14 protein-coding genes are annotated in these 21,640 nt (G+C 41.6%); 6 read left to right on the top strand and 8 right to left on the bottom strand.

The genetic code is table 11. The features are described 5' to 3' along the window. The first annotated feature begins 12 nt into the window (after positions 1-12). The gene (locus BM176_RS28990) at positions 13-1,257 is read left to right on the top strand and encodes a YeiH family protein (protein ID WP_090107902.1); all 1,245 of its coding nucleotides are present in this window, start codon (positions 13-15) and stop codon (positions 1,255-1,257) included. Here BM176_RS28990 and BM176_RS28985 read toward each other — a convergent pair whose 3' ends face one another. The 8 genes from BM176_RS28985 to BM176_RS28950 form a co-directional block, all read right to left on the bottom strand. Beyond that, positions 1,258-1,551 carry a thiamine-binding protein gene (locus BM176_RS28985; RefSeq protein WP_090107901.1) on the bottom strand — a complete coding sequence of 98 codons (294 nt, stop codon included), beginning with the start codon at positions 1,549-1,551 and terminating at the stop codon, positions 1,258-1,260. Between the two features lie 90 nt (positions 1,552-1,641). Next, complete coding sequence (locus tag BM176_RS28980; protein ID WP_177230579.1) at positions 1,642-2,841, bottom strand: glycosyltransferase; 1,200 nt, start codon at positions 2,839-2,841, stop codon at positions 1,642-1,644. 2 nt (positions 2,842-2,843) lie between these two features. After that, entirely contained in the window at positions 2,844-3,617 is a 774-nt protein-coding gene (locus BM176_RS28975; RefSeq protein WP_090107899.1) for a class I SAM-dependent methyltransferase, read from the bottom strand. Positions 3,618-3,619: 2 nt separating this feature from the next. Further along, a complete protein-coding gene (locus BM176_RS28970; protein WP_090107898.1) occupies positions 3,620-4,753 on the bottom strand; it encodes a glycosyltransferase family 4 protein in 1,134 nt (377 codons plus the stop codon). Further along, entirely contained in the window at positions 4,753-5,778 is a 1,026-nt protein-coding gene (locus BM176_RS28965; RefSeq protein ID WP_090107897.1) for an NAD-dependent epimerase/dehydratase family protein, read from the bottom strand. The genes BM176_RS28970 and BM176_RS28965 overlap by 1 nt, the downstream gene beginning before the upstream one ends. Positions 5,779-5,789: 11 nt before the next feature. Beyond that, positions 5,790-6,701: a glycosyltransferase family 2 protein gene (locus BM176_RS28960; protein WP_090107896.1), complete on the bottom strand. Its 912-nt coding sequence runs from the start codon at positions 6,699-6,701 to the stop codon at positions 5,790-5,792. 23 nt (positions 6,702-6,724) lie between these two features. Beyond that, a complete protein-coding gene (locus BM176_RS28955) occupies positions 6,725-7,858 on the bottom strand; it encodes a sugar transferase (protein ID WP_255373605.1) in 1,134 nt (377 codons plus the stop codon). A gap of 61 nt (positions 7,859-7,919) precedes the next feature. Beyond that, positions 7,920-8,309: a response regulator gene (locus tag BM176_RS28950; protein WP_090107895.1), complete on the bottom strand. Its 390-nt coding sequence runs from the start codon at positions 8,307-8,309 to the stop codon at positions 7,920-7,922. Positions 8,310-8,852: 543 nt separating this feature from the next. On the opposite strand from BM176_RS28950, the gene BM176_RS28945 reads away from it, so the two are divergent. From BM176_RS28945 to BM176_RS28925, 5 genes are all read left to right on the top strand, one after another. Beyond that, positions 8,853-10,031, top strand: a complete 1,179-nt coding sequence (locus BM176_RS28945; RefSeq protein WP_090107928.1) for a glycosyltransferase family 2 protein — start codon at positions 8,853-8,855, stop codon at positions 10,029-10,031. 14 nt (positions 10,032-10,045) lie between these two features. Further along, positions 10,046-11,245, top strand: a complete 1,200-nt coding sequence (locus BM176_RS28940) for an acyltransferase family protein (protein WP_090107894.1) — start codon at positions 10,046-10,048, stop codon at positions 11,243-11,245. A gap of 254 nt (positions 11,246-11,499) precedes the next feature. Then, the gene (locus BM176_RS28935; protein WP_090107893.1) at positions 11,500-18,243 is read left to right on the top strand and encodes a fibronectin type III domain-containing protein; all 6,744 of its coding nucleotides are present in this window, start codon (positions 11,500-11,502) and stop codon (positions 18,241-18,243) included. A 111-nt stretch (positions 18,244-18,354) separates the two neighbouring features. Then, complete coding sequence (locus BM176_RS28930) at positions 18,355-20,544, top strand: GumC family protein (RefSeq protein ID WP_090107892.1); 2,190 nt, start codon at positions 18,355-18,357, stop codon at positions 20,542-20,544. Beyond that, positions 20,544-21,638, top strand: coding sequence for an acyltransferase family protein (locus BM176_RS28925; protein ID WP_090107891.1), 1,095 nt, complete (start codon positions 20,544-20,546; stop codon positions 21,636-21,638). Before BM176_RS28930 ends, BM176_RS28925 begins: the two co-directional genes overlap by 1 nt. Positions 21,639-21,640 lie beyond the last annotated feature (2 nt).

Genomic DNA, 21,640 nt, shown 5'->3' with positions numbered 1-21,640 from the left:
TGCTGATTAATCATGCCTAAGAAAACTCTTCACGAAGACTGGATTGCAGTCATTATAGCTTTCATAACCATTGGTCTCATTTGTTTTGCTTTTAAACCCCTGTTACCAAAATTTGCGGTATGGAGTAACGTTGGTACACTGAAAGATCAATTTGCGAATATTGCACTCTGGCAACAAATAGGTGTCCTGTTTTTATGGGCATTAGGCAGTCTGTTTGCTGCAAAACTACTTACTGGTAATACACAATTACTCAAACTCATTCCTTCCCTGCTGGTCATCATGTTTATTACATTACTGGCTCAGGTGATATCAGGAAACAAAGCCATTAAAGACTTTGGTATTGAGGTTGTATTATTCAGTCTTATCCTCGGATTATTAATCAGTAACCTGATTGGAGTACCGGGCTGGCTGAAGCCTGCCATTCAAACGGAATTATATATCAAAATTGGTCTTGTTTTGCTTGGTTGTAATGTGCTTTTTCAAGACATCATTAAAGGGGGAGGTCTGGGAATTATTCAATCCGTTGCCGTAGTATTTACTGTATGGTATTTTAGCTTCTGGTTATGTGGTAAACTGGGATTGGATGAGGAATTCAGGATGATGATTTCCAGCGCTGTATCCATCTGCGGAGTATCAGCTGCTATTGCTACTGCAGGTGCTATTGAAGGCGATAACAAAAAATTGTCGCATGTAATTTCACTTGTACTCATTGTGGCTATTCCCATGATGTTATTTATGCCTTACATTGCCATTTGGGCACATATGTCTCCAGCCGTAGCGGGAGCATGGCTCGGTGGTACGATAGATACTTCAGGAGCTGTAGTGGCGGCAGGCACAATGCTGGGTGAGGAAGCGCTGAAATATGCTACATTGGTAAAATTCTCCCAGAATGTATTATTGGGACTGGCAGCATTCTTTATCTCTTTATATTGGTCTTATACCCGCAAAGAGGCGAATTTCGAAAAACCGACCCTTCGTACTATCTGGGATCGCTTTCCTAAGTTTGTTCTGGGGTTTGTATTGGCATCCGTATTCTTTTCCTTTATACTATCAACACCGCTGGTCGCAGCAGCAAAAGGCTCCCTGAAAGAAATGCAGACATACTGGTTTGCGCTGGCCTTTACCTGCATCGGACTGGAAACAAAGTTCACAGATATCTTTAAGATGGACAATGGCCGCCCTGCACTTGCGTTCATCATAGCGCAGGTGTTCAACATCTTCTTTACACTGGGAATTGCTTATCTGGTCTTTGGCTGATCAGTCGTATTTACCCGTCTTATCTTCAATACTTACATCTGCATCTTTTTTGATCTGCATTTTAATATAGACCAGCAGTTGTGAAGCACCTGCTTTGAAACATACTTCCTGGGCCTTACGAACAACCTCCATGGTTTCTTCATAAGTGCCCTCTATTACTGTCTCAAAAGGACAAACGCGATATTTCAGTCCGGATGCCTGTATTACAGCAATAGCTTCATCTACTACGGCATATACCTGTTCACTGGGTACAGATGGCAATATCTGTAAGGCGAGATTAATTTTGTGTTGCATGGTTCAGTATCTAAAATTGCTTCGCTGCGAGCAACTGAGCGACATTAAATGGGACTGACCTTTTGAGTCAGTCCCGGTCCTAAAGATACTTTATTTCTTCAGGAGGTCCTCAATATAGATTACTTTATTATTCGGAGTTTGAAGGAATGCTTTATTGGCTTTGCCAATGTGCAGGAATGCCCTAACCTGCCTTAAGAATACAAGCGGGAGGTATAAGAGGGAACTTATTACTCCTTTATCAGTGCTCATTATAGCCACAATAATCAGGAAAGAAAGTGGGAATATAATAAGAGCCGCTATCCACGAAATGCTCAACGTCGGGTCAATCCATAAATTGAATGCTGCAAAAAACAGGGCGCCACTTATCTGCAGAAATAATGGTGGACGTAATAAGTTAAATCCAAAGAACATCAGATTAAAACTACCACGTTTCAAACCTGTAACAAATACATTCCAACCGTATTTGAAATATTTAAAGTACGCATTGATCCAGCGGGTGCGCTGTGTTTCCAATGCATCACCACTATCTATTTTCTCATCATACACTATCGCTTCTTCAGCATAAGCAAGCTGCGGAATCAGCTTCACAATATCTGCCTGTATTTTTTTATCAAACCCACCAAGGAAGTTGTTATAAACCACTTCTTTATATAACGTTGTTTCCATTGCAATGCCCAGCCCCCAGATATTGGCAGACAATCCCAGTTCCATACGCATACGCCTGTCTACGAAATTGCTGAAGTAATTACCAGCAGCATCCAGTTGTGCATATACACTATCATTATTCTTGGCCAGCATATTTGTCTGCACTGCACGATATCCAAGATTAAAATAAGTATTCAGTACAGACAGGTAATCCGGATGTAGCAAGTTATCTGCATCCAGAATGATGAGCACATCATGCTCCTGATCAAAATTGTTGATAGCATAATCAATAGACTTGATTTTTGCACTCAATGTCACTGCAGGCGCTAATACCTTTACCTGCGGATCATTATTATAACCTGTATCAGTCTGCTCACAACCATCAGCTACCACATATACTTTGAAATGACGGTAAGTCTGTTTCAATACGGAGTCTACTAATGGAGGAACAAGTTGTAGATTTTTATACGCGGTAACAATCACCGCAAAAGAGAAATCTTTATCACCCTCCGACCGGATAATCTTGCGTTGCTTAAAGAATAGTTTTTTAATACTGTATACCAGCAGCAGAAATGCCGGTTGCAGCAGGTATGCTGCCAGCAGTAATTGTATGGCAGCAAAAAGTATATAAAGAGTTGTGAACATAATCATTTTGCTTTTACCCAAACTGAAAAGAATCCTCCCGTGAACCGGTATGGCAGAGCATCTGCAATTTTGCAGTCAAGCCATTGCAAACCTCGGATCTTTTTGGCCACGAAAGAAAAAGGAAACACATCCTCTATAAAATTCGCTTTCCCAAAACGTACTATCCTGAAATTATTTTCAGACGATAATATTTCCAGGTCCGATTTTTTGAAGAACTGGATATGATCCAGGTTATCAGCAGCAGATTGTACAGTGGTACCACTATATCCCAATAGCGTTTTTACTTTCACGATCAGCTTCCATGCCCAGTTGTTACTCCTCCGCATTTTCAATACAGGGCGGGTCACAAACAGTTCGCGCGGACCGCTGCCATTGGGCACTGTTACGATCAGGAGACCATCCGGTTTGAGAGATTGATATAATACTTTGAGGAGTGAAGACGGATTATCTAAATGTTCGAGTACTTCGCTGCAGATGATAGCATCAAATGTATCTCCTTGTGCAACCAGCTGTTCAGCACTGATCACTTCAAAAAATACATTAGGCAATGTATTCAGTTCATGAGCGCGTGCAATAGTTTGTTCGCTTACATCGATACCAAGTACATTAAAACCGAGTTTACCAAGATGGCGGCTGATAACACCATTCCCACAACCCACATCCAGTATTTTAGCATTGGATTGTGCTTTGCTGCTGATAGCGTCACTGATAAAATCCAGTCGTTTCCGGTCAGCTATCCGGTCGTATTCGTATGTTAAAGTAGGTGTAGTTGCCATTATTAATTTTTATGATCGAGCACGTCCTGATACAGCGTTTCCACTTGTCTGGTCATGCCCTGTACACAATAATGCCGGTTGACGGTTTCGGCTGCCGCCAGTTGTAATTTTTTTTGCAGTAGTTTATCTGTATGCAGTCGTACAATCGCTGCTGCCAGGTGAGCCGGATTCCTGGCGGGCACCAGCAAACCGTTCTGCTCATCGGCAACAATTTCTTTGGAGCCATCTACAGCAGTCACAATAACAGCTTTACGCATCGCCATTGCTTCCAGTAGTCCAATAGGCAAACCTTCCCAGAGAGAAGGCAAGCAGTAAATATCAATAGCCTGTAACAGATCGGGCACATCAGCACGGAAAGGAAGGAAAACAATATTATCTGTTATCCCCTGTAACTTTGCCGTTTGCATCATCTCTTCCTGCATATCGCCTTCACCCACTACCAGTAAAGTAATATCTCTGTGCTGGTCCAGTACTGCCTTAAATGCATGTACCAGTGTGATCGGATCTTTCTGCGCGGTAATCCTCGCGATATATCCTACAACAGTATGATGAGAAGGAATGTTTAGTTCCTTTCGTACATCTGTATGTGTTGCATCCGGGTTGAAGCGCTGCAGGTCAATACCATTATTAATGACGGTAGATCTGAAACCTGAAAAATGTTTCACACCGGTTTCCCTGTTGGAAGCCGATACTGAAATATTAGCCCGGGTACCTTTGGTGAGCAACATTTCCGACCATACCCTCAATTGCTTTTGTACACAAGGCTGGTCGTCGTGAAATGACCAGCCATGAATTGTATAGAGCAAAGGACGACCACTTAATTTTGCAGGAAGGAAGAGATTGCTGGCAGCACGTGATCCGTGCGCATGTACAATGTCTATCTCCTCTTCCCGGATCAGTGATCTTACCTGCATCCAGCATGATACATCAAATGCTTTAAGAGATGGTATTACATAATGGCGGATTCCCATTTCCTGTAAGCGCGTGATCATGGGACCATCTGTAAAAGACAGTACCACCGGTTCGAACTGGTTTTTATCCAGTGCGTTTACCAGGCTCAGTACATGAGATTCGCCGCCACCCACCAAACCCTGGCGGATGGCCTGCAATACCTTTATTTTCTTTTTATTACGCATTATGCGGGGATTATTTCAGGCTGAGCCTTCTTTTCCCAACCCTGCGGCAATTTTTCGTAGATCTCTATGTTTTCAAATTCTTTACTCTTGCGGGCGCCTACCTTTTCTGCCCATGCAGCCATCACTTTGATACCATCCAGTAAGCTTACGCCACTGCCTTTACCAAAAATGCTATGTGCTTTCGTATGATCGGAGTAAGCATGCATAACTTCATTACGGGCCTGCAGATGAGTGACATCTGGTTGCACGCCGAAGCATTCACCTACTACTTTCACCAGTTCATTAACGGTATAAGGTTTGTCTGCACCGATATTGAATACCTGGTTGTAAGCCTCAGGAATATTCACGCTGTTAGTAATAGGAATAGCTACATCATCGATATAACTGAATGCCCTTGTCTGTTCGCCATCACCAAAGATGGTCAGTGGCTGTCCCTGCATGATCTGGTTCATGAAGATCCCGATTACGTTACGGTATTTATCACCTATGTTCTGGTTTTCGCCATATACATTATGCGGACGGAACACTACATAGTTCAAACCAAACATTTCATGTGCAGCTTTCAGATCCAGTTCTACTGCATATTTGGATACGCCATACGGATCTTCCGGCATAGGTACCATTTCTTCACGCATTGGCAACTGACCGGCACCATATACTGCGATGGAAGAAGTGAATACGAAACATTTTATCTTATGCTTTATTGACTCATTGATCAGGTTAATACTACCAATCAGGTTATTGTTATAATTAAAGCGGCGGATAAAGTGAGATAAACCCTCTGCAGCATAAGCGGCAAGATGATATACATAGTCAAAGTTATATTCTTCGAACAGGGCGGTTACCAGGTTCTCATCAGACACAGACCCCTGTACAAATATTGCACCTGCAGGAATATGATCTTCAAATCCGCCGCTCAGGTCGTCCAGCACAATTACTTCATGTCCCAGTGCCAGGCAGTGTTTCACAACATGAGAGCCAATAAATCCGGCTCCGCCGGTAACGAGTGATGTAATTTTTGTCATAGTTATATGATTTAAACAGGTGAATAACTTGAAGTTGTCAGATTCCAGAAAGTTCCCCTAATAAATGATTTTAAATGTTTGAACTGCCCTTTTAGTGCATATGTGCAGACAGCTTTAGGGAAAGTGAGGAAACTAAAGAAGAACAGGAAAGCAGTCAGTTGCAGTTTATTCGAATTCCTGCGCATATACAGAATCCGGTTGCGTGTATGATAATATGCTTTCACAGGACTCTCTTTCCCCATTGTGATAGACTCTTTATGGAAAATGAGTCCATCTGAATTATAATAGATCTTATACCCTGCACGTAAAATGCGTGCAGACCAGTCAGATTCTTCGTAATAGATAAAGAATTTATCAGCAAACCGGCCTACTTTCTCAATAACTTCACGTTTTACCATCATAGCTGCACCATGAGCACACCAGGTAGGCCCGGAAACATCATGTTGTCCTTTGTCCTCTTCCTTGCTGCCTACAGCCCAGGTACGACCGGTAAGCAGGTTCATTTTGTGAAAGCCAGCATACTGAATCACATTTGAATGATGATAGAAACGGATTTTGGGGCATACAACACCTATAGAAGCATCCTCAAAGAAAGGATTTAACAGATGTGTTAGCAGGTCTGGTGTAACCTCCGTATCATTGTTCACAATAAAAATAAAATCTCCCTTTGCATGTTCTATCCCCAGGTTGTTCCCCCCTGTAAAACCAAGATTAACAGGACTAAGGAACAGCTTTACATTCGGGTAATTACCCGCATTGATCTGTTGGGTGGGATCTACAGCAGAACCGTTATCAACAACAATTGTTTCAAAGTTGCTGTAGGTTAACTTCTTTGTAGACTCCAGGAATTCGCACGTAACAGTTGTCTGGTTATAGTTTAGGGCAATAATAGACACCAATGGTGTTCGGTTCTTGAAACTCATATCGTATCCGGTGGTATTAAAATTTATACATTATTCTTTTGTCGCATAGCACCCGGTGTATTGGCCAGTATCCAAATATCATAGAGTATGCTATGTTTTTCGGCGTAATCAATATCAAGACTTATTCTTTCCTTTACACTCATATCTTTATTGCCTCTTTTTTTGATCTGCCAAAGTCCGGTGATGCCTGCAGGAGCCATAAACCGGCCGGCAAAATCATCAGTCGTCAGGGTAGCAGCTTCATACAAAGGCAGCGGACGGTTACCTACCAGCGACATATCTCCCAGGATGACATTAAACAGCTGAGGAATTTCATCCAGGCTTGTATTCCTGAGAAATGAACCCAGTCTGGTAACCCTTGGATCATCCGTCACTTTGAAGAATACAGGACCGGAAGCATTCGCATCATACTGATTCAGGTGTGTCATCTCTGCTACCTGTTTATCAGCATCCACTATCATAGTCCGGAACTTGTAAAACTTAAAAATTCTGTAACGGGTACCTGCACGATGTGAAATATAAAATACCGGACCCTGGGAGCCCAGTTTGATCATTATTGCAATAATGGCGAATAATGGACTCAGTAATAACAAAGCCGTTCCTGCTAAGGAAATATCCAGTGTACGCTTGAAAGAGTGGTTGATATAATGACCAGGTCTGTAAACACGGCCTTTTTTTGTACTGGCAGCACGGGACATTTCACGGATGCTTTTGGCTATCTTCAGCTTTTCTTCAAAAACATCTTTAGGAGTAGCCTGAGTGATAATATCATCAATTCCGCCTATTTTACACAAGCGTTGTTTAATTTCGGCTGTAATATCATCGGTGTAAACAAACAGTGGTACCTGTTCCAGTAAAGCACTTGAACGAAGAAATCTCTTAAATTCTTTGAGGCCGGACAAACGTTGATCAACACTGAATATGATATAAGTTGGGGTAACTCCATTATATAACTGTTCCCTTAGTACATTTTTGGATAATGCAACATCTTTTAGTATAAAGATATACTCATCTGATTCTTTAGCAAGCCAGTCAAAGTAAGGTTCGTTCCCGATACATAATTTATATCGCTTAACGGCACAGGAAGACAACGAAATTACTTTCATTTCGGGTTTCTTCCTCTCTTTTGGCAAGTTTAGGGGTAAATGTGATATCATATGTGTTCGGTTTACTTAATTGATGTACGTAACAATGGTTACATAAACTCAAGGGGGACGTTTACCCTGCAATACTTACAGACTCTCTTGCGTGCAGATAATGATCTACAATCTCGATCAGCCTTACAGGATCAAACGGTTTATTCATAACTCTTGCTACATTTGGATATAATGGTACATTGCCATTCAGGTCCATACCAGTCAGTACTATAACAGGTATATCGCTGTATAATGCATTCCCGGATAAATTCTTTGTTAGTTGCCATCCGTCAATATTCGGCATCTGAATATCTGTAATAATCATGTCTGGCATATTTCCGTTAGATAACCACATGGTAGCCACCAATCCATCTGTAGCAGCAAAGACCTTATATTTATGGCCTAGCATTGCTTCCAGTAAGATCCTCATTGGGGCGCTATCATCCACTACTAAAATTGTCTTCTTCTTCATTTAATCTCCGGTTTACAAAATAAAAGATCCATCACTCCCCTGCCGTAACCAAACGCTACAGATTGGGGTAAATGGTTTTTCTCGATCTTCCAGGAGGATAAGGTAGTGTAAAATTATTCCCAGTATAAACGCCGTCTCAGCAATTGCGCAAACACGCATATACTGCGACATAAGTTCTTTCAGGACAAATTGGATTAGCTGTGAATTTCAGAGGAGATGGTAATAATTATTGGTAGGCGCAACTAAATTCAAGGTAAAAATATTTATTATTCCTGAATAGTACAAGAAAAATATCTGAAAGATTTTTTCCTGAGTCCCTAATTAACTTTGGTGGTTTTTATTCTAAATCCAAGGTGAAAGTATAGTAATTATTATTTTTTAATATCAGCAATCTGGTAAATGGTCAGGATTTCTTCGTAAACGGGGTAAATTACAGAGTGAACGATAAATATTTATGGTTTTATGTGCCCTTATTAACGTACACAGTGATATTTCTTATTTAAGTTTGCATTATACTACTTACCCCACTAGCTTATGTTATTAATGAAATCTATATTTTTTATCAGTCTTAGCATCCTGTTTTATAACTATTTCGGGTATGGTTTGCTGTTAGCCCTGCTGGTGCGTTTAAAACGCATTTTGCAGCCTGAAACTCATGACAGTACTGAGTTTGAACCCTCTGTTACCCTCATTATTGCAGCCTATAATGAAGAAGCTTTTATAGAACAAAAGATCAACAATACACTTGCATTGGATTATCCGGAACATAAGCTTGATATTATATTTATTACAGATGGGTCTTCAGATGATACTGAAAATATAGTGCGCAGATATCCCCGTATTATTTCCCTGCATGAATATGAGAGAAAAGGGAAAACGGCTGCGATTAATCGTGCAATGAAGATAGTTACTACTCCTTTCGTGATCTTCTGCGATGCCAATACATTATTAAATGTGTCGGCAGTAAAGAATATAGTAAAACATTACCGCGATGAAAAAACAGGAGGAGTTGCCGGGGAAAAGAAGGTATTAATGCAGGATGGTAACACCGCAGCAGCCACAGAAGGCATTTACTGGAAATATGAATCCCTGTTGAAAAAACTGGATGCGGCCTTTTATACCGTAGTAGGTGCCGCAGGAGAATTATTTTCCATACGTACCAGCCTGTTCTCTCCTGTAGATACATCCGTAATACTGGACGACTTCATTATTTCACTGCGGGTGAACCAGATGGGATACCGCATAGCTTATGCGCCAGACGCATATGCAATGGAAGCCCCCTCTATGGATATTAAAGAAGAACATAAACGGAAAGTAAGGATCAGCGCTGGCGGATTTCAGTCAATCGTGATGCTTAAAAATCTGTTGAATATTTTCCGTTATCCCCTGCTGTCATTTCAATACATCTCACACCGGGTATTACGCTGGACATTAAGCCCACTAAGCCTTTCTCTGTTGTTGCTGTCAGCAGCAGTGCTCACTTACTTCCAGGCTGGCTGGTTTTATACCTCCATTCTCTTTGCACAGGTAATCTTTTACCTGCTGGCACTGGCAGGATGGTTCCTTGCATCTAAAAATATAAAGTTCAAACCCTGCTATATACCTTTTTACTTCACCTTCATGAACGTAGCGATATATGAAGGTTTTTTCAAGTACATCAGAAAACAACAGTCCTCCGTGTGGGAAAAAGCACATCGGGAAGTAACCTATATTAATATATGATCTAAATTTTACTCATGCCAGCATCAGCCAATACAACCCGTATTTCCAGCATGGATGCGTTAAGAGCTCTTGCCATGTTTCTTGGTATTTTATTACATGCAGTAATGGCTTATACCGTTAGGCCCTTTGAAGAAATGTACCAGGATCCATTGTATCATAACAACGCTTTCGACCTGATCTTCTTTTTCATCCACACTTTCCGGATGCAATTGTTTTACCTGATCGCAGGGTTCTTCTTTCGCCTGCTCTACTATCGCGTAGGCGTAGCTTCGTTTATCAAACACCGGACGCAACGGATCCTTCTCCCCTTTATAATAGGTCTGTTCACGATATTACCCCTCACCTACCTGCCAGGTGTATTTAATTCCGTTACTGCAGGAGGCTCTCATTTTACAATAAACGATCTGCTCACCATAATACACGATATTTTCATCTGGAGAGGGCCGCTACATCTATGGTTCCTCTATTACCTGTCACTATTTTATGTGATAGGGATCTTTATTCTGAATTGGCGTAGACCTTTGATGAAGAAAAATACACTAACTGCCCGCATTCTGTTGCTGGGAGTGAATCCAGCACTGGCGGCACCACTACTCATTATCCTGTCATTCCTGACACTACAGCTGTTCGACTCACCTTATATACAATATACACCCGGGCTCAGACCCAGGATAGCTTATATCTTGTATTACGGCCTGTTCGTTTATGCAGGATGGGTATTGCACGGTAATATGCCCAAATACTTCCCTATGTTAAAAAGACGGGGAACGCTTTTTATGACTATAGGCATTTTTTGTGCAGCAATTGTATATTCTTTTGCCTACTTCCCAGCCGTTGGAAGCAATTATATACAAGAAGACTGGATGATAAAAGTATTAATGTCCGTTACAACCGTAACGCTCGTATTAGGATTACTGGGTATTTTCCTTCGGTTTGTAAACGCAGAATCTCCTGTTATGCGATATCTGTCTGATTCTTCTTACTGGGCATACCTTGTGCATGTAGCAATTGTAGATGCAGTACAGATCTGGCTTGGCAGTACTTCTCTGTGGGGACCACTGAAACCATTAATCAGCTTCATTTTACCTGTTATTATATCACTGGCTACCTACCAATGGTTTGTACGATACACTTTTATTGGATATTACCTGCATGGAAGCAGGAAGCCTGCAGTTCAGGAAAAAAAAATAATAGCAGAGAGTATTAAGCTGTAATTACAAACGATTTGTTAATGAGCTAAAAAACATTTGCTCGGTTTAATTTTTTCAATACCTTAGCATCGAATTTTACTCTCTCTTACCACATCCTCATTTAAAGCCACCTAATTTTTTTGACCGTTTTCCTTAGAAGAGCCGCTCGGTTTAGAGTTGGCGTATTGTTATTTTAATCAGCATTCATACTACGTGATTAGTGCCAGCAATTTCCCGGGTAAGTATTAAATCAGTCTATAACTGAAACACTTATCTATATGAAGCATTTTTACACAATTTGCCTTTTATTGTTCCTGGGGTTTGGCAATCATGCCAGGGCTCAGGTCTTTAATTCAGGCGACCCCGTTATTACCTACAACCCCAATAATCCGCCAGCTACACCCGCCTGGGGCACTATTGGAAAATGGGTGCGAACACTTCGTACCGCTGTAAATTTCACGAACAAAGATTCGTACAAATGTTATTACCTAAACGGTATGCCTTTCAGGCTGAAGTTCCCCAAAACCTATCAGCAAGGCGTAAACGATGGTAAAACCTACCCCATTTTCATTTTCTTTCACGGCAAAGGCGAGTCTGGTACCGTGTATGACAATGAATATTCCCTTTATCACGGTGGCGGAAAATTCTGCGCCAATGTAGATAATGGTAATTTCGATGGATTCATCCTTGTACCACAAAGTACTAATGGCTTTTTCGGAGCCCCACATTTCGCGTTTATAAAAACGATACTTGATACACTCATCCGGAGTAATAAACTGGATGAGAATAGAATATTTGATAACGGCCTTTCAGGAGGCGGAACTTCCACCTGGGAGTTTATGTTTGCTTATCCTAAAATGGTTGCAGGTTTTCTTCCAATAAGTGGATGTTCTGTTGCCTATAAAGATCAGGTCAATACTTTTAAATACATCCCAATGTGGATTTTCCAGGGCGGACTGGATAATAATCCCCACCCTAATACCACAGAACAGGTGATGAATGCTGCACTTGCTGCAGGTGCAAATGTAAAAGAAACACTCTTCCCTACCGGAGGTCATGGTATCTGGAACAATTCCTGGGATCTGCCGGATTTTTGGCCATTCATAAACAGACAACATAAAGCAAATCCATGGCCGAAGTTCGGTCATTATGAATTTTGCCCTGGCGAAGAAGTGAATGCAACACTAGGACTGACAGCAGGTTTTGACGGATACGAATGGCGCAAAGATGGTGTTACCATTGCAGGTGCTACTACAAATGAATTAGTTGTAACAACCTTTGGTACCTACGATGCAAGAATTAAAAGAGGTACAGTATGGTCTCCATGGTCCCCTAGCCCTGTTGTAGTAAAATTGAAGGCGCCTACTCAAACGCCTCCTATTAGTATTTCCGGCTTAATGAGTAAAGTAATTCCGGCAACAGACGGGAAAACATTTGTTACCCTCAGTCTGCCAACAGGATATACTTCTTACATATGGCAGAAAGTAGGTGATACAACCACACTTGGAACAGGACAAACACTGAATGTAACTACTGCCGGACAATACCAGGCAAAAGTAACAGAACAATTCGGTTGTTCCAGTGCATTCTCTGCTCCTTTCTTAGTAACAGCTGCTAATGGTACTAACGCGCCATCACCGGCTGTTGGGCTTGCAGCTACCGCAATTTCTAAAATTGCTATCACACTCGACTGGACAGATAATCCGAATGCTACTTATAATGAAACAGGTTATGAGGTCTACCGGTCAGCCACAGCTGGCGGTCCTTACGAGCTTATAAATATTACTGCAGCTAACGCTGTAACATATACGGATACCGACCTCAATCCCAACACGAAATATTTCTATGTTGTACGTGCAGTAAATAATACCAGCGCGGCACCATTAAGTATTGAAGTTAACGCACAAACACAGGTAGATGCTACGCCACCTACAGCACCGGCAAACCTCACAGTGACCGGTACTCAGGCTACAGCAATATCCCTGGAATGGGATCCTTCTACTGATGATGTAGGCGTATATAAATACGATATCTATGTCAACGGTATTAAATCATATACTGTTGATAACAACACTACCGAATTCACTGTTTACGGTCTGAAGAATGATTCCATCTACACCCTCGTGGTAAAAGCAAGGGATATAGCGGGCAACTCTTCTGCACGCAGCAACCAGGTAAGTGCAGGTGCGTATATCAACGGACTGGCGTACAGATATTATACCGGTACATGGACTACATTACCAGACTTTAATGCTCTTACTCCGGACGCTACAGGCTACTCTGCCACACCTGATATCAGTGTACGTACACAGGATGATTACTTTGGTTTTGTATGGGAAGGATCCATCCGTATCCCTGTTACCGGTAATTATACTTTCATGACTAATTCAGATGCAGGCAGTAAACTGTGGATTGATACCAAGTATAATGCAACGGCTACTCCAGTGGTAAATAACGACGGTATCCATAATACACGGGATAGAGAAGGTACCAGGTTCCTTACCGCTGGTATGCACCAGATAGCGATAGCTTACTTCGAAGGTACAGGCTCACAGGGTATGACTGTTATGTGGAAGAATACCGCTAATGGTATTGGCAGTAAACAAACGATCGCTGCTGACTATTATAAGGAAATAGTACCAGCATCTCCAGGTGTACCTAAAGCTCCAGGTAATCTCCTTGCAACTGCCCTTACTTACAGTAAGATCCGCCTCACGTGGGCAGATAGCAGTAATAACGAAACAAATTTTGAGATCTACCGCGCTACCGCAGCCGCAGGTCCTTACACTTCCATTGCCACAGTACCAGCAAATACAACTGCTTATACTGACAGCAACCTGGTGGCACAGACTGCTTATTACTACCGTTTAAAAGCGATTAATAAATACGGAAACTCAGGTTTAAACCTGAACGAAAGTGGTGGATTCCTATATGGAATATACCCGGGTAATTATAGCTCCCTACCGAATTTCAGTGCTCTCACTCCTATAAAGACAGGTGTTGTAGGTAATATAACATTGGATATAAGAGACCGCGAAACCAACTACGCGCTTAAATTCTCCGGATACATTAATATTCCAACAACGGGCAGTTACACTTTCTACACCGCTTCTGATGATGGAAGTAAATTGTATATAGGTGGTTCTGCAGAAACCAACCTCGTGGTAAATAATAATTTTGTGCAGGGAACAACCGAACGTTCCGGCATTAAAATCCTTACCCAAGGCAGGTATCCGATCTTTATAACATACTTCCAGCAAGGTGGCGGTCAAACATTGTCTGCCAGTTATGCAGGTCCTGGTATATCTAAACGCCTGATGGCAGACAGCGTTTTCGGAAATCCGAAAATGACTGCTACAACATTGCCAATGCCTGCTACTCCTAATGGGCCAACAGCATTAGCATTAACTGCGCTCAGCTCATCACGGATCAAACTGGAATGGAATGATAATTCAACCACTGAAACACAATTCGAAGTTTATAGAGCAGTGAACGATAGCAGCAGCTTTAAACTATACGCCACTATCGGTGCCAATAGTACTGCACAGGCTACATTTGCAGACTCCAGCCTTTTTGCCAATGTCACCTATTATTATAAGGTACGTGCAAAGAATGAAGGTGGTTACTCTGTATTCACGAATGGTGCAGGCATCAGCACATTGAACAATTCTCCTGTTATCACGCAACTGGTAAACCGCTCAGTGAGATATGGTACCCAACTGGTACTTAACTTAACGATTACGGATCCGGATGTAGAAACAATAACATTGACTGCCGCCAATGTACCGTCCTTCGGAGCATTCTCCGATAATGGCAACGGTACAGCTACACTCACATTCAACCCTTCTACAACCGATCAGGGTACTTATCCGAATGTTACAGTAACAGCTACAGATCAGCACAGCGGAGTAGCTACAACTTCATTCACCTTAACCGTGAATGATAATTATACTCCGGCAATAGCACCTGTTGCAAATGTATCGCTCAATGAAAACACTACTTCTGCTATCAACCTGTCAGCTACTGATGACAATGCAGAAACAGTGACCTGGACTGCAACCGGATTACCTTCCTTTGCTACATTCGTACCATCAGGTAATAGCGGAGTAATAAACCTGGCTCCTGGTTATATAGATGCAGGTACTTATAATGTAACATTACAGGCAAATGACGGTCGTGATGGTATTGATACCAAAACTTTCACTATCACTGTAGTGGACGTTGATCCAAGTCGTTCAATATATGTGAACTTCTCCGATGGTTCTTATCCTCCGGCTGCTCCTTGGAACAGTACTAACAAACAACCGGTACTGAACGACCTGTTCCCGAATCTGAAAGATCAGAGCAATATTGCTACCTCTATCGGTATCCAGATTGTGAGCAATTGGTCTGCAATTGGAAATGGTTCTAACTACTTTGGTGTTTCTACCGGCAATAACTCTGGTGTTTATCCGGACAATGTAATGAAGACTGCTTACTGGAGTAATACAACTAAACAGACTTTCAAATTGTATGGTCTGAACAGCACCAGCAAATATAGCTTTACATTCTTCGGATCACGTGCAGATGTAACAGATAACCGTATGACCAACTATACGATTGGTGGTACTACTGTTTCATTGCAGGCAGCTTCCAATAGAACAAATACGGTATCTATCAATAACGTATCTCCGAATGTTAATAACGAAATTAGCATCGATTTACAGAATGGTACAGGCTCTGTATATTCTTACCTGAATGCAATGGTTGTGAAAGTAAGTTATGATGATGGCAATGCTCCTGCACGTCCAACTAACCTGGCAGTACAAAGTGCTACCAGTGGCGTAGGTCTTACATGGAAAGATATCGCCTTTAACGAATCAGCTTACGAAATATACCGTGCACCAGTTGCGGAAGGTCCATACACCTTGCTGAATCCTGTAACAGCGGCGAATGCAGTTGCTTATACAGATACTTCTGCAAAAGCAAACAAACAGTACTTCTACGCTATCAGGGCTATCAACTCAAATGGAGCTTCTGCTTATTCAGATACAGTATCCATTACTACCGGCAACAACAATCCTAAACTGGATAGCATTGCAGGTGTAACAATTAAGAATAACGAATCCGTTACTATCAACCTGCACGCAACGGATGATGCGGGAGATATCCTCACCATCAAAGCAACAAATCTGCCATCATTTGCAAGCCTGGTAGATAACGGAGATGGAACAGGTACTATCACCATTACTCCTGCTGCCGGCAACGTTGGCAAATACAATAGCATCAATGTTACTGTGAATGATAATAACGGAGGTAGTACAACCAGGACTTTCAACCTCTATGTAAGAGACAAGAACCTGACCTCTGTATACGTACATTTTAACATGACATTGCCTGCCGATGCTCCATGGAATAACTTTAATTCCTATCCGGGTGCAACTGCATCAATTTCTAACCTGCAGGATGAAACAGGAACAGCTACTCCTTTCAGGATCCAGCTGCTGGATGCCTTTACCGGTACCAATACTTCCGGTGCCACAACTGGTAATAACAGCGGCGTGTATCCTGATAATGCAATTGCAGGAAACTACTACACCAGCGAGTCTACAGCAAGAAGAATAAGGATTTCCGGATTGTCTGCTACTTACCGGTATAACCTGATATTCTTTGGCAGCCGCATAGGTAGTGACAATAAGAATACAGAGTATACTGTAGGTACCAATACAGTAACACTGAATGCCGCTAATAACAGTTTAAATACAGTACAGATCAATGGTATCGAGGCAGACGCTTCAGGTGTGATTGATTTCACTGTTAAACAGGCTACCGGCGCCCTGTACGGATATATCAATGATGTGGTGATCCAGTATTATATTGATAATGGTACACCACTCAATCCGACTACGGCTATTGCAAATCCCACATCAAAAACAAGTATCCAGCTGAAATGGATGGATAACTCAAATAATGAAACCGGCTTTGAAGTATGGCGTTCTACCGATAACAGTACCTTCTCGTTGCTGTCAACATTAGGTAATAACGCAAATACTTACACAGATGGTGGTCTTGCTACAGATGCCCGCTACTACTACAAAGTGCGTGCACTGAAAGACACTGCCAAATCCGATTTCACCAATGTGGCCAGTGCCTCTACATTCATTAGCGCTGTATACATTAACTGTAACGTATTCGACCCTGCAGGTGTACCTTGGAATAACACGAATTCTGCACCCGCAGCAGGAATTGAATTCCCTGATCTGAAAGATGATAACGGGAATAACACAGGGCTGACCATGGTAATCGCCAAAGCATTTACCGGCGACAATCCTTTTGGAATGAACACTGGTAATAACTCAGGCATTTATCCTGATAATGTAATGAGAAGCACCTATTGGATGGATATTAATGAGGAAGGTCAGTTACTTATTAAAGGCCTGAACCTGGCTAAACGATACAACTTTGTATTCTTTGCCAGCAGGGACGGAAGTGGTGACAGAACCTCCAACTATACCATCAATACGACGACTGTATCACTGAATGCAGGGTACAATACTTCGCAAACAGTACAGATTAATGACCTGGCACCTGATGCAAATGGTGAAGTTCTGATCAAAGTAACAGCCGGCGGAGCCTCTATCTTCGGATATATTGGAGCACTGGTAATACAATCTTACACACCAGAAAGCAGTCAGCTCGATCCTTCACTGGTAATGGCTAAGAGTGCAGGCTCATTAATGAATGGACAGTTGCTGAATACAGGTGCAACAAGTAATGTTACACTTACAAGAGTTTATCCTAATCCGTTTGACGGCCAGATAACGCTTGATCTAAGCAACAATGGAAAAGCAAGCAGCAAATTCACTGTCAGCATACTTGATATGAACGGTAGAACATTGTACACACGTCAGTTATCAGGAATTTCTGGGTCCCAGAGAGTAAGTCTTGACCTGAGTGGTGAACAAATACCCACCGGACCTTGTTTGCTGAGAGTGATGGATGGAGACAAAGTGATTAAAACAGTTAAACTAATTAAAAACTAATAACTAGTCTTATCTATTCATTGTAAATTTTTACCGAAAGAATCCGGTGTAAGCCGGATTTTTTCGGATTTTTCAGATTAGATTATTTTACACTTTAAAGTATCCGTCAATATGGACCTGATTTATTTGTTTAAATCATTAATGAGGAGAAAATGGTTAATTATTTCATGTACCCTAATGGCCGCCCTGGTGGCATTTTTGTTAACCCTCGAACAAGAGAAACAATATAGATCAGTAGCACAGATTGCTACTGGTTTTACAGTTATCGATCAGGTAAAACTGAAAGACGAAAGTTTCAATATCTACGAGATTGATGTGAAGTTCAGCAACGTGATAGAAGCCTTGAAATCACCTCGCGTTTTAGGAATGACTTCATATAATCTCATGTTACACGATCTGGAAAATCCGGAAAAGGCATTCCACATTCCCAATGCAGAAGATCGCAAAACTGACATCTATCGTACTCTGGACAGGCAGAAAGCTATTAAGATGCTTACCAGAAAATATAATGATGAGCAACTGCTGAGTTCATATGATCCGGAAGAAAGAAAGATCCAGGAATTGCTGAAACTGTACAGATACAACCTGGAATCATTGCGTAATTTATTATATGTAGGCCGTGTACAGCGTACAGACTTTATTGATATACAATATTGGTCTGTTAACCCGGAACTGTCTGCCTATATCGTGAACCAGGTATGTACAGAATACCTGCGTAACTATGAGTCCAGCAGAAACGAGCTAACCGTTCAAAACATTGAAACACTAAAAAAGCTGGTAGATCAGAAAAGAGATGAACTGGATGCAAAGATTGCTAATATCAAAATCATGGGTACACTTGATGTATCTGTAGAAAGTTCCAGCAAACTGGAACAGATCAGCAATTTTGAGAACAGGCTGGCAGATGAAAAGAGCTTATTGAATAGTGCCCAACTAACTTTGCAACAGATCAATATCCGTCTGGCTGAAATGAATAAGAATAATAGCCAGTCAAATAATGCTACCTCTTCTGCAAATACAGAACTGTCTTCCCTGCGTACGCAGATGAATGAAACATATACAGAGTATGTAAATAAGGGCGCTAATGATGCAGACCTGTACACCAAATATCAGAAGCTAAAAAGTGACTACAAGGCTAAGCTGGCAGCTATGGCATCTGCGGCACCCACAAATACAGTAGGTAATACACTGGCCGATCTTCAGCAAAAGAAAAGTGACCTGGAACTACAGGTGAAAAGCTCAGAAGTAAATATTGGTGCTTATGAACAGAAGATCCGTCAATTAAACAGTAGCATGGGCGCTGCAGCTTCCCGTGGCGCAAATAACCTCGCGTTACAGAAAGAAGTGGAACTGGCACAGCAGGAATATGAAAGTATCAAATCCCGCTATGATGCAGCTGTAAATAACAAGATCGCTCCAATGGATAACTTCCACCAGATCTTGTTCGGACAGCCAGCAGTGGAACCGGAGCCTTCCAAAAGACTGATCATCATTGCACTGGCAGCTGTGGCTATGCTGGTATTCTGTTGTATTGCCATTGTTTTCTTTGAGTATATTGATCTTTCTATTAAAACACCTACCCAGTTCCTGAAAGTACTGGAAATGAAATTACTGGGGGTTGTGAACCGCATCAATCCTAAAAAAGTATCATTAGAAGAGATCTTTACCGATCCCCACCTGAAAAAACATGACTCTGCCGTATTCCGTGAACTGCTCAGAAAGCTGCGCTTTGAAATGGAAAACAGCGGTAAAAAAACCTTTCTGTTCACCAGTACAAAGCCTCGTGAAGGTAAAACTACCATCATCAAAGCACTGGCTTACAGTCTCAGTCTGACTCATAAAAAAGTATTGATCATCGACACACAATTCCCTAATAATTCACTCACCCGTGACTTTGGTGCAAAACCTGTACTTGAATCATTCAATTCTTCTGCAGGAAACTTCAATGCTGACCAGATAAAGAAACTCATTACTGAATCTTCATTGCCGGGTATATATATTATAGGATGTCAAGGAGGTGAATACACTCCCTCAGAAGTATTAAAGCAGGGCAATCTGCTGGAATACATTGAAAAGTTAACACCTCATTATGATTACATCCTCCTGGAAGGTGCAGCCATGAATGACCGTGCAGACAGTAAGGAATTGATAAAGTATGTAGATACGCTTATTGCCATAATTTCTGCCCGCTCCAGTATAAAACAAACAGATAAAGAATCGATCGCCTTCCTGCAAGGTCTGCAGGACAAATTTGAAGGTGCCGTTCTAAACTTTGTTGAACCTGAAAATATCGACATCTGATGAGCGAAGCCCTTCCAAATACGAAAGCGTTTTCAGGTAACCGCCTTGCATGGATAGACTATGCAAGAGGGATTGCTATCATTCTGGTGTTGTACCGTCATATCTTTGAAGGGATCTCCCGGTCTGGGGTGGAAGCTGCACAGTACAGCTGGCTTGAACATGCCAATATCATCTTTTACAGTTTCAGAATGCCCCTCTTCTTTATCCTTTCGGGTGTATTCATTGCAAAGAGCCTGGCTAAAAGAGGTGTAAAAAATCTGATCCTCAACAAAGTGAGTATCTTATTATATCCTTACGCATTGTGGTCTGTGATCCAGATCACCCTGCAGATCCTGCTGGGTGGATATGTGAATGCAAACCGCAGCTGGGTAGATTATGGATATGTTATTCTCTTTCCCCGCAGAATAGATCAGTTCTGGTATTTGTATGCACTGTTCAATGTAACGGTTATATATATACTAACAAGAGAAAAATTGCATTTTAAAGTGTGGCATCAGCTTGCAGTAGGGTTCATCCTTTACATGCTTTCCAGTTACTTTTCCATCAATCATATTGACTTTGGATTCGTGTACGATATCTGTCACTTTTACCTGTTCTTCGCTATCGGCGAACTGATAGCAGATAAGATTCTTGACAGCAGTAAGTACCCCTTATACAGTTCCTGGAAATTGTTTGCTTGCCTCCTGCCCTTCTTTGCTGTCGGACAATATTATTTCCTGTTCAGCAATCTGGCAATGCACTATAATCTCTTTGTGGAAGAACATCAGCCGTTGCTATTTGCAGTGATAGCCCTGGTAGGGTGCATATTCATGATCAATATTTCATTCATTCTGCAACGTTATGATAGCTTTAAGCTGTTACGTGTGGCAGGTTTTCATTCATTATATATTTATGTATCTCATGTGTTGGTAGCATCTGCGGTACGGATGGTTCTTATAAAAGTGTTTGGCTTAACATGGCTTCCGGCATTGCTGGTGATCTGCCTGTGTTTTGCCATCGTGATTCCGGTGCTGTTGTACAAATTTGCCATGCGTATTGGTGCATGGTGGTTGTATAGTTTAGAAAGACCGATGCAATTAAAAACAGCGAATTAAAA

It is taken from the genome of Chitinophaga sp. CF118, from assembly GCF_900112615.1.
Taxonomy (GTDB): domain Bacteria; phylum Bacteroidota; class Bacteroidia; order Chitinophagales; family Chitinophagaceae; genus Chitinophaga.
The sequence above is the reverse complement of the archived record's forward strand: the minus strand, read 5'-3'. Positions and strand labels throughout refer to the sequence as shown.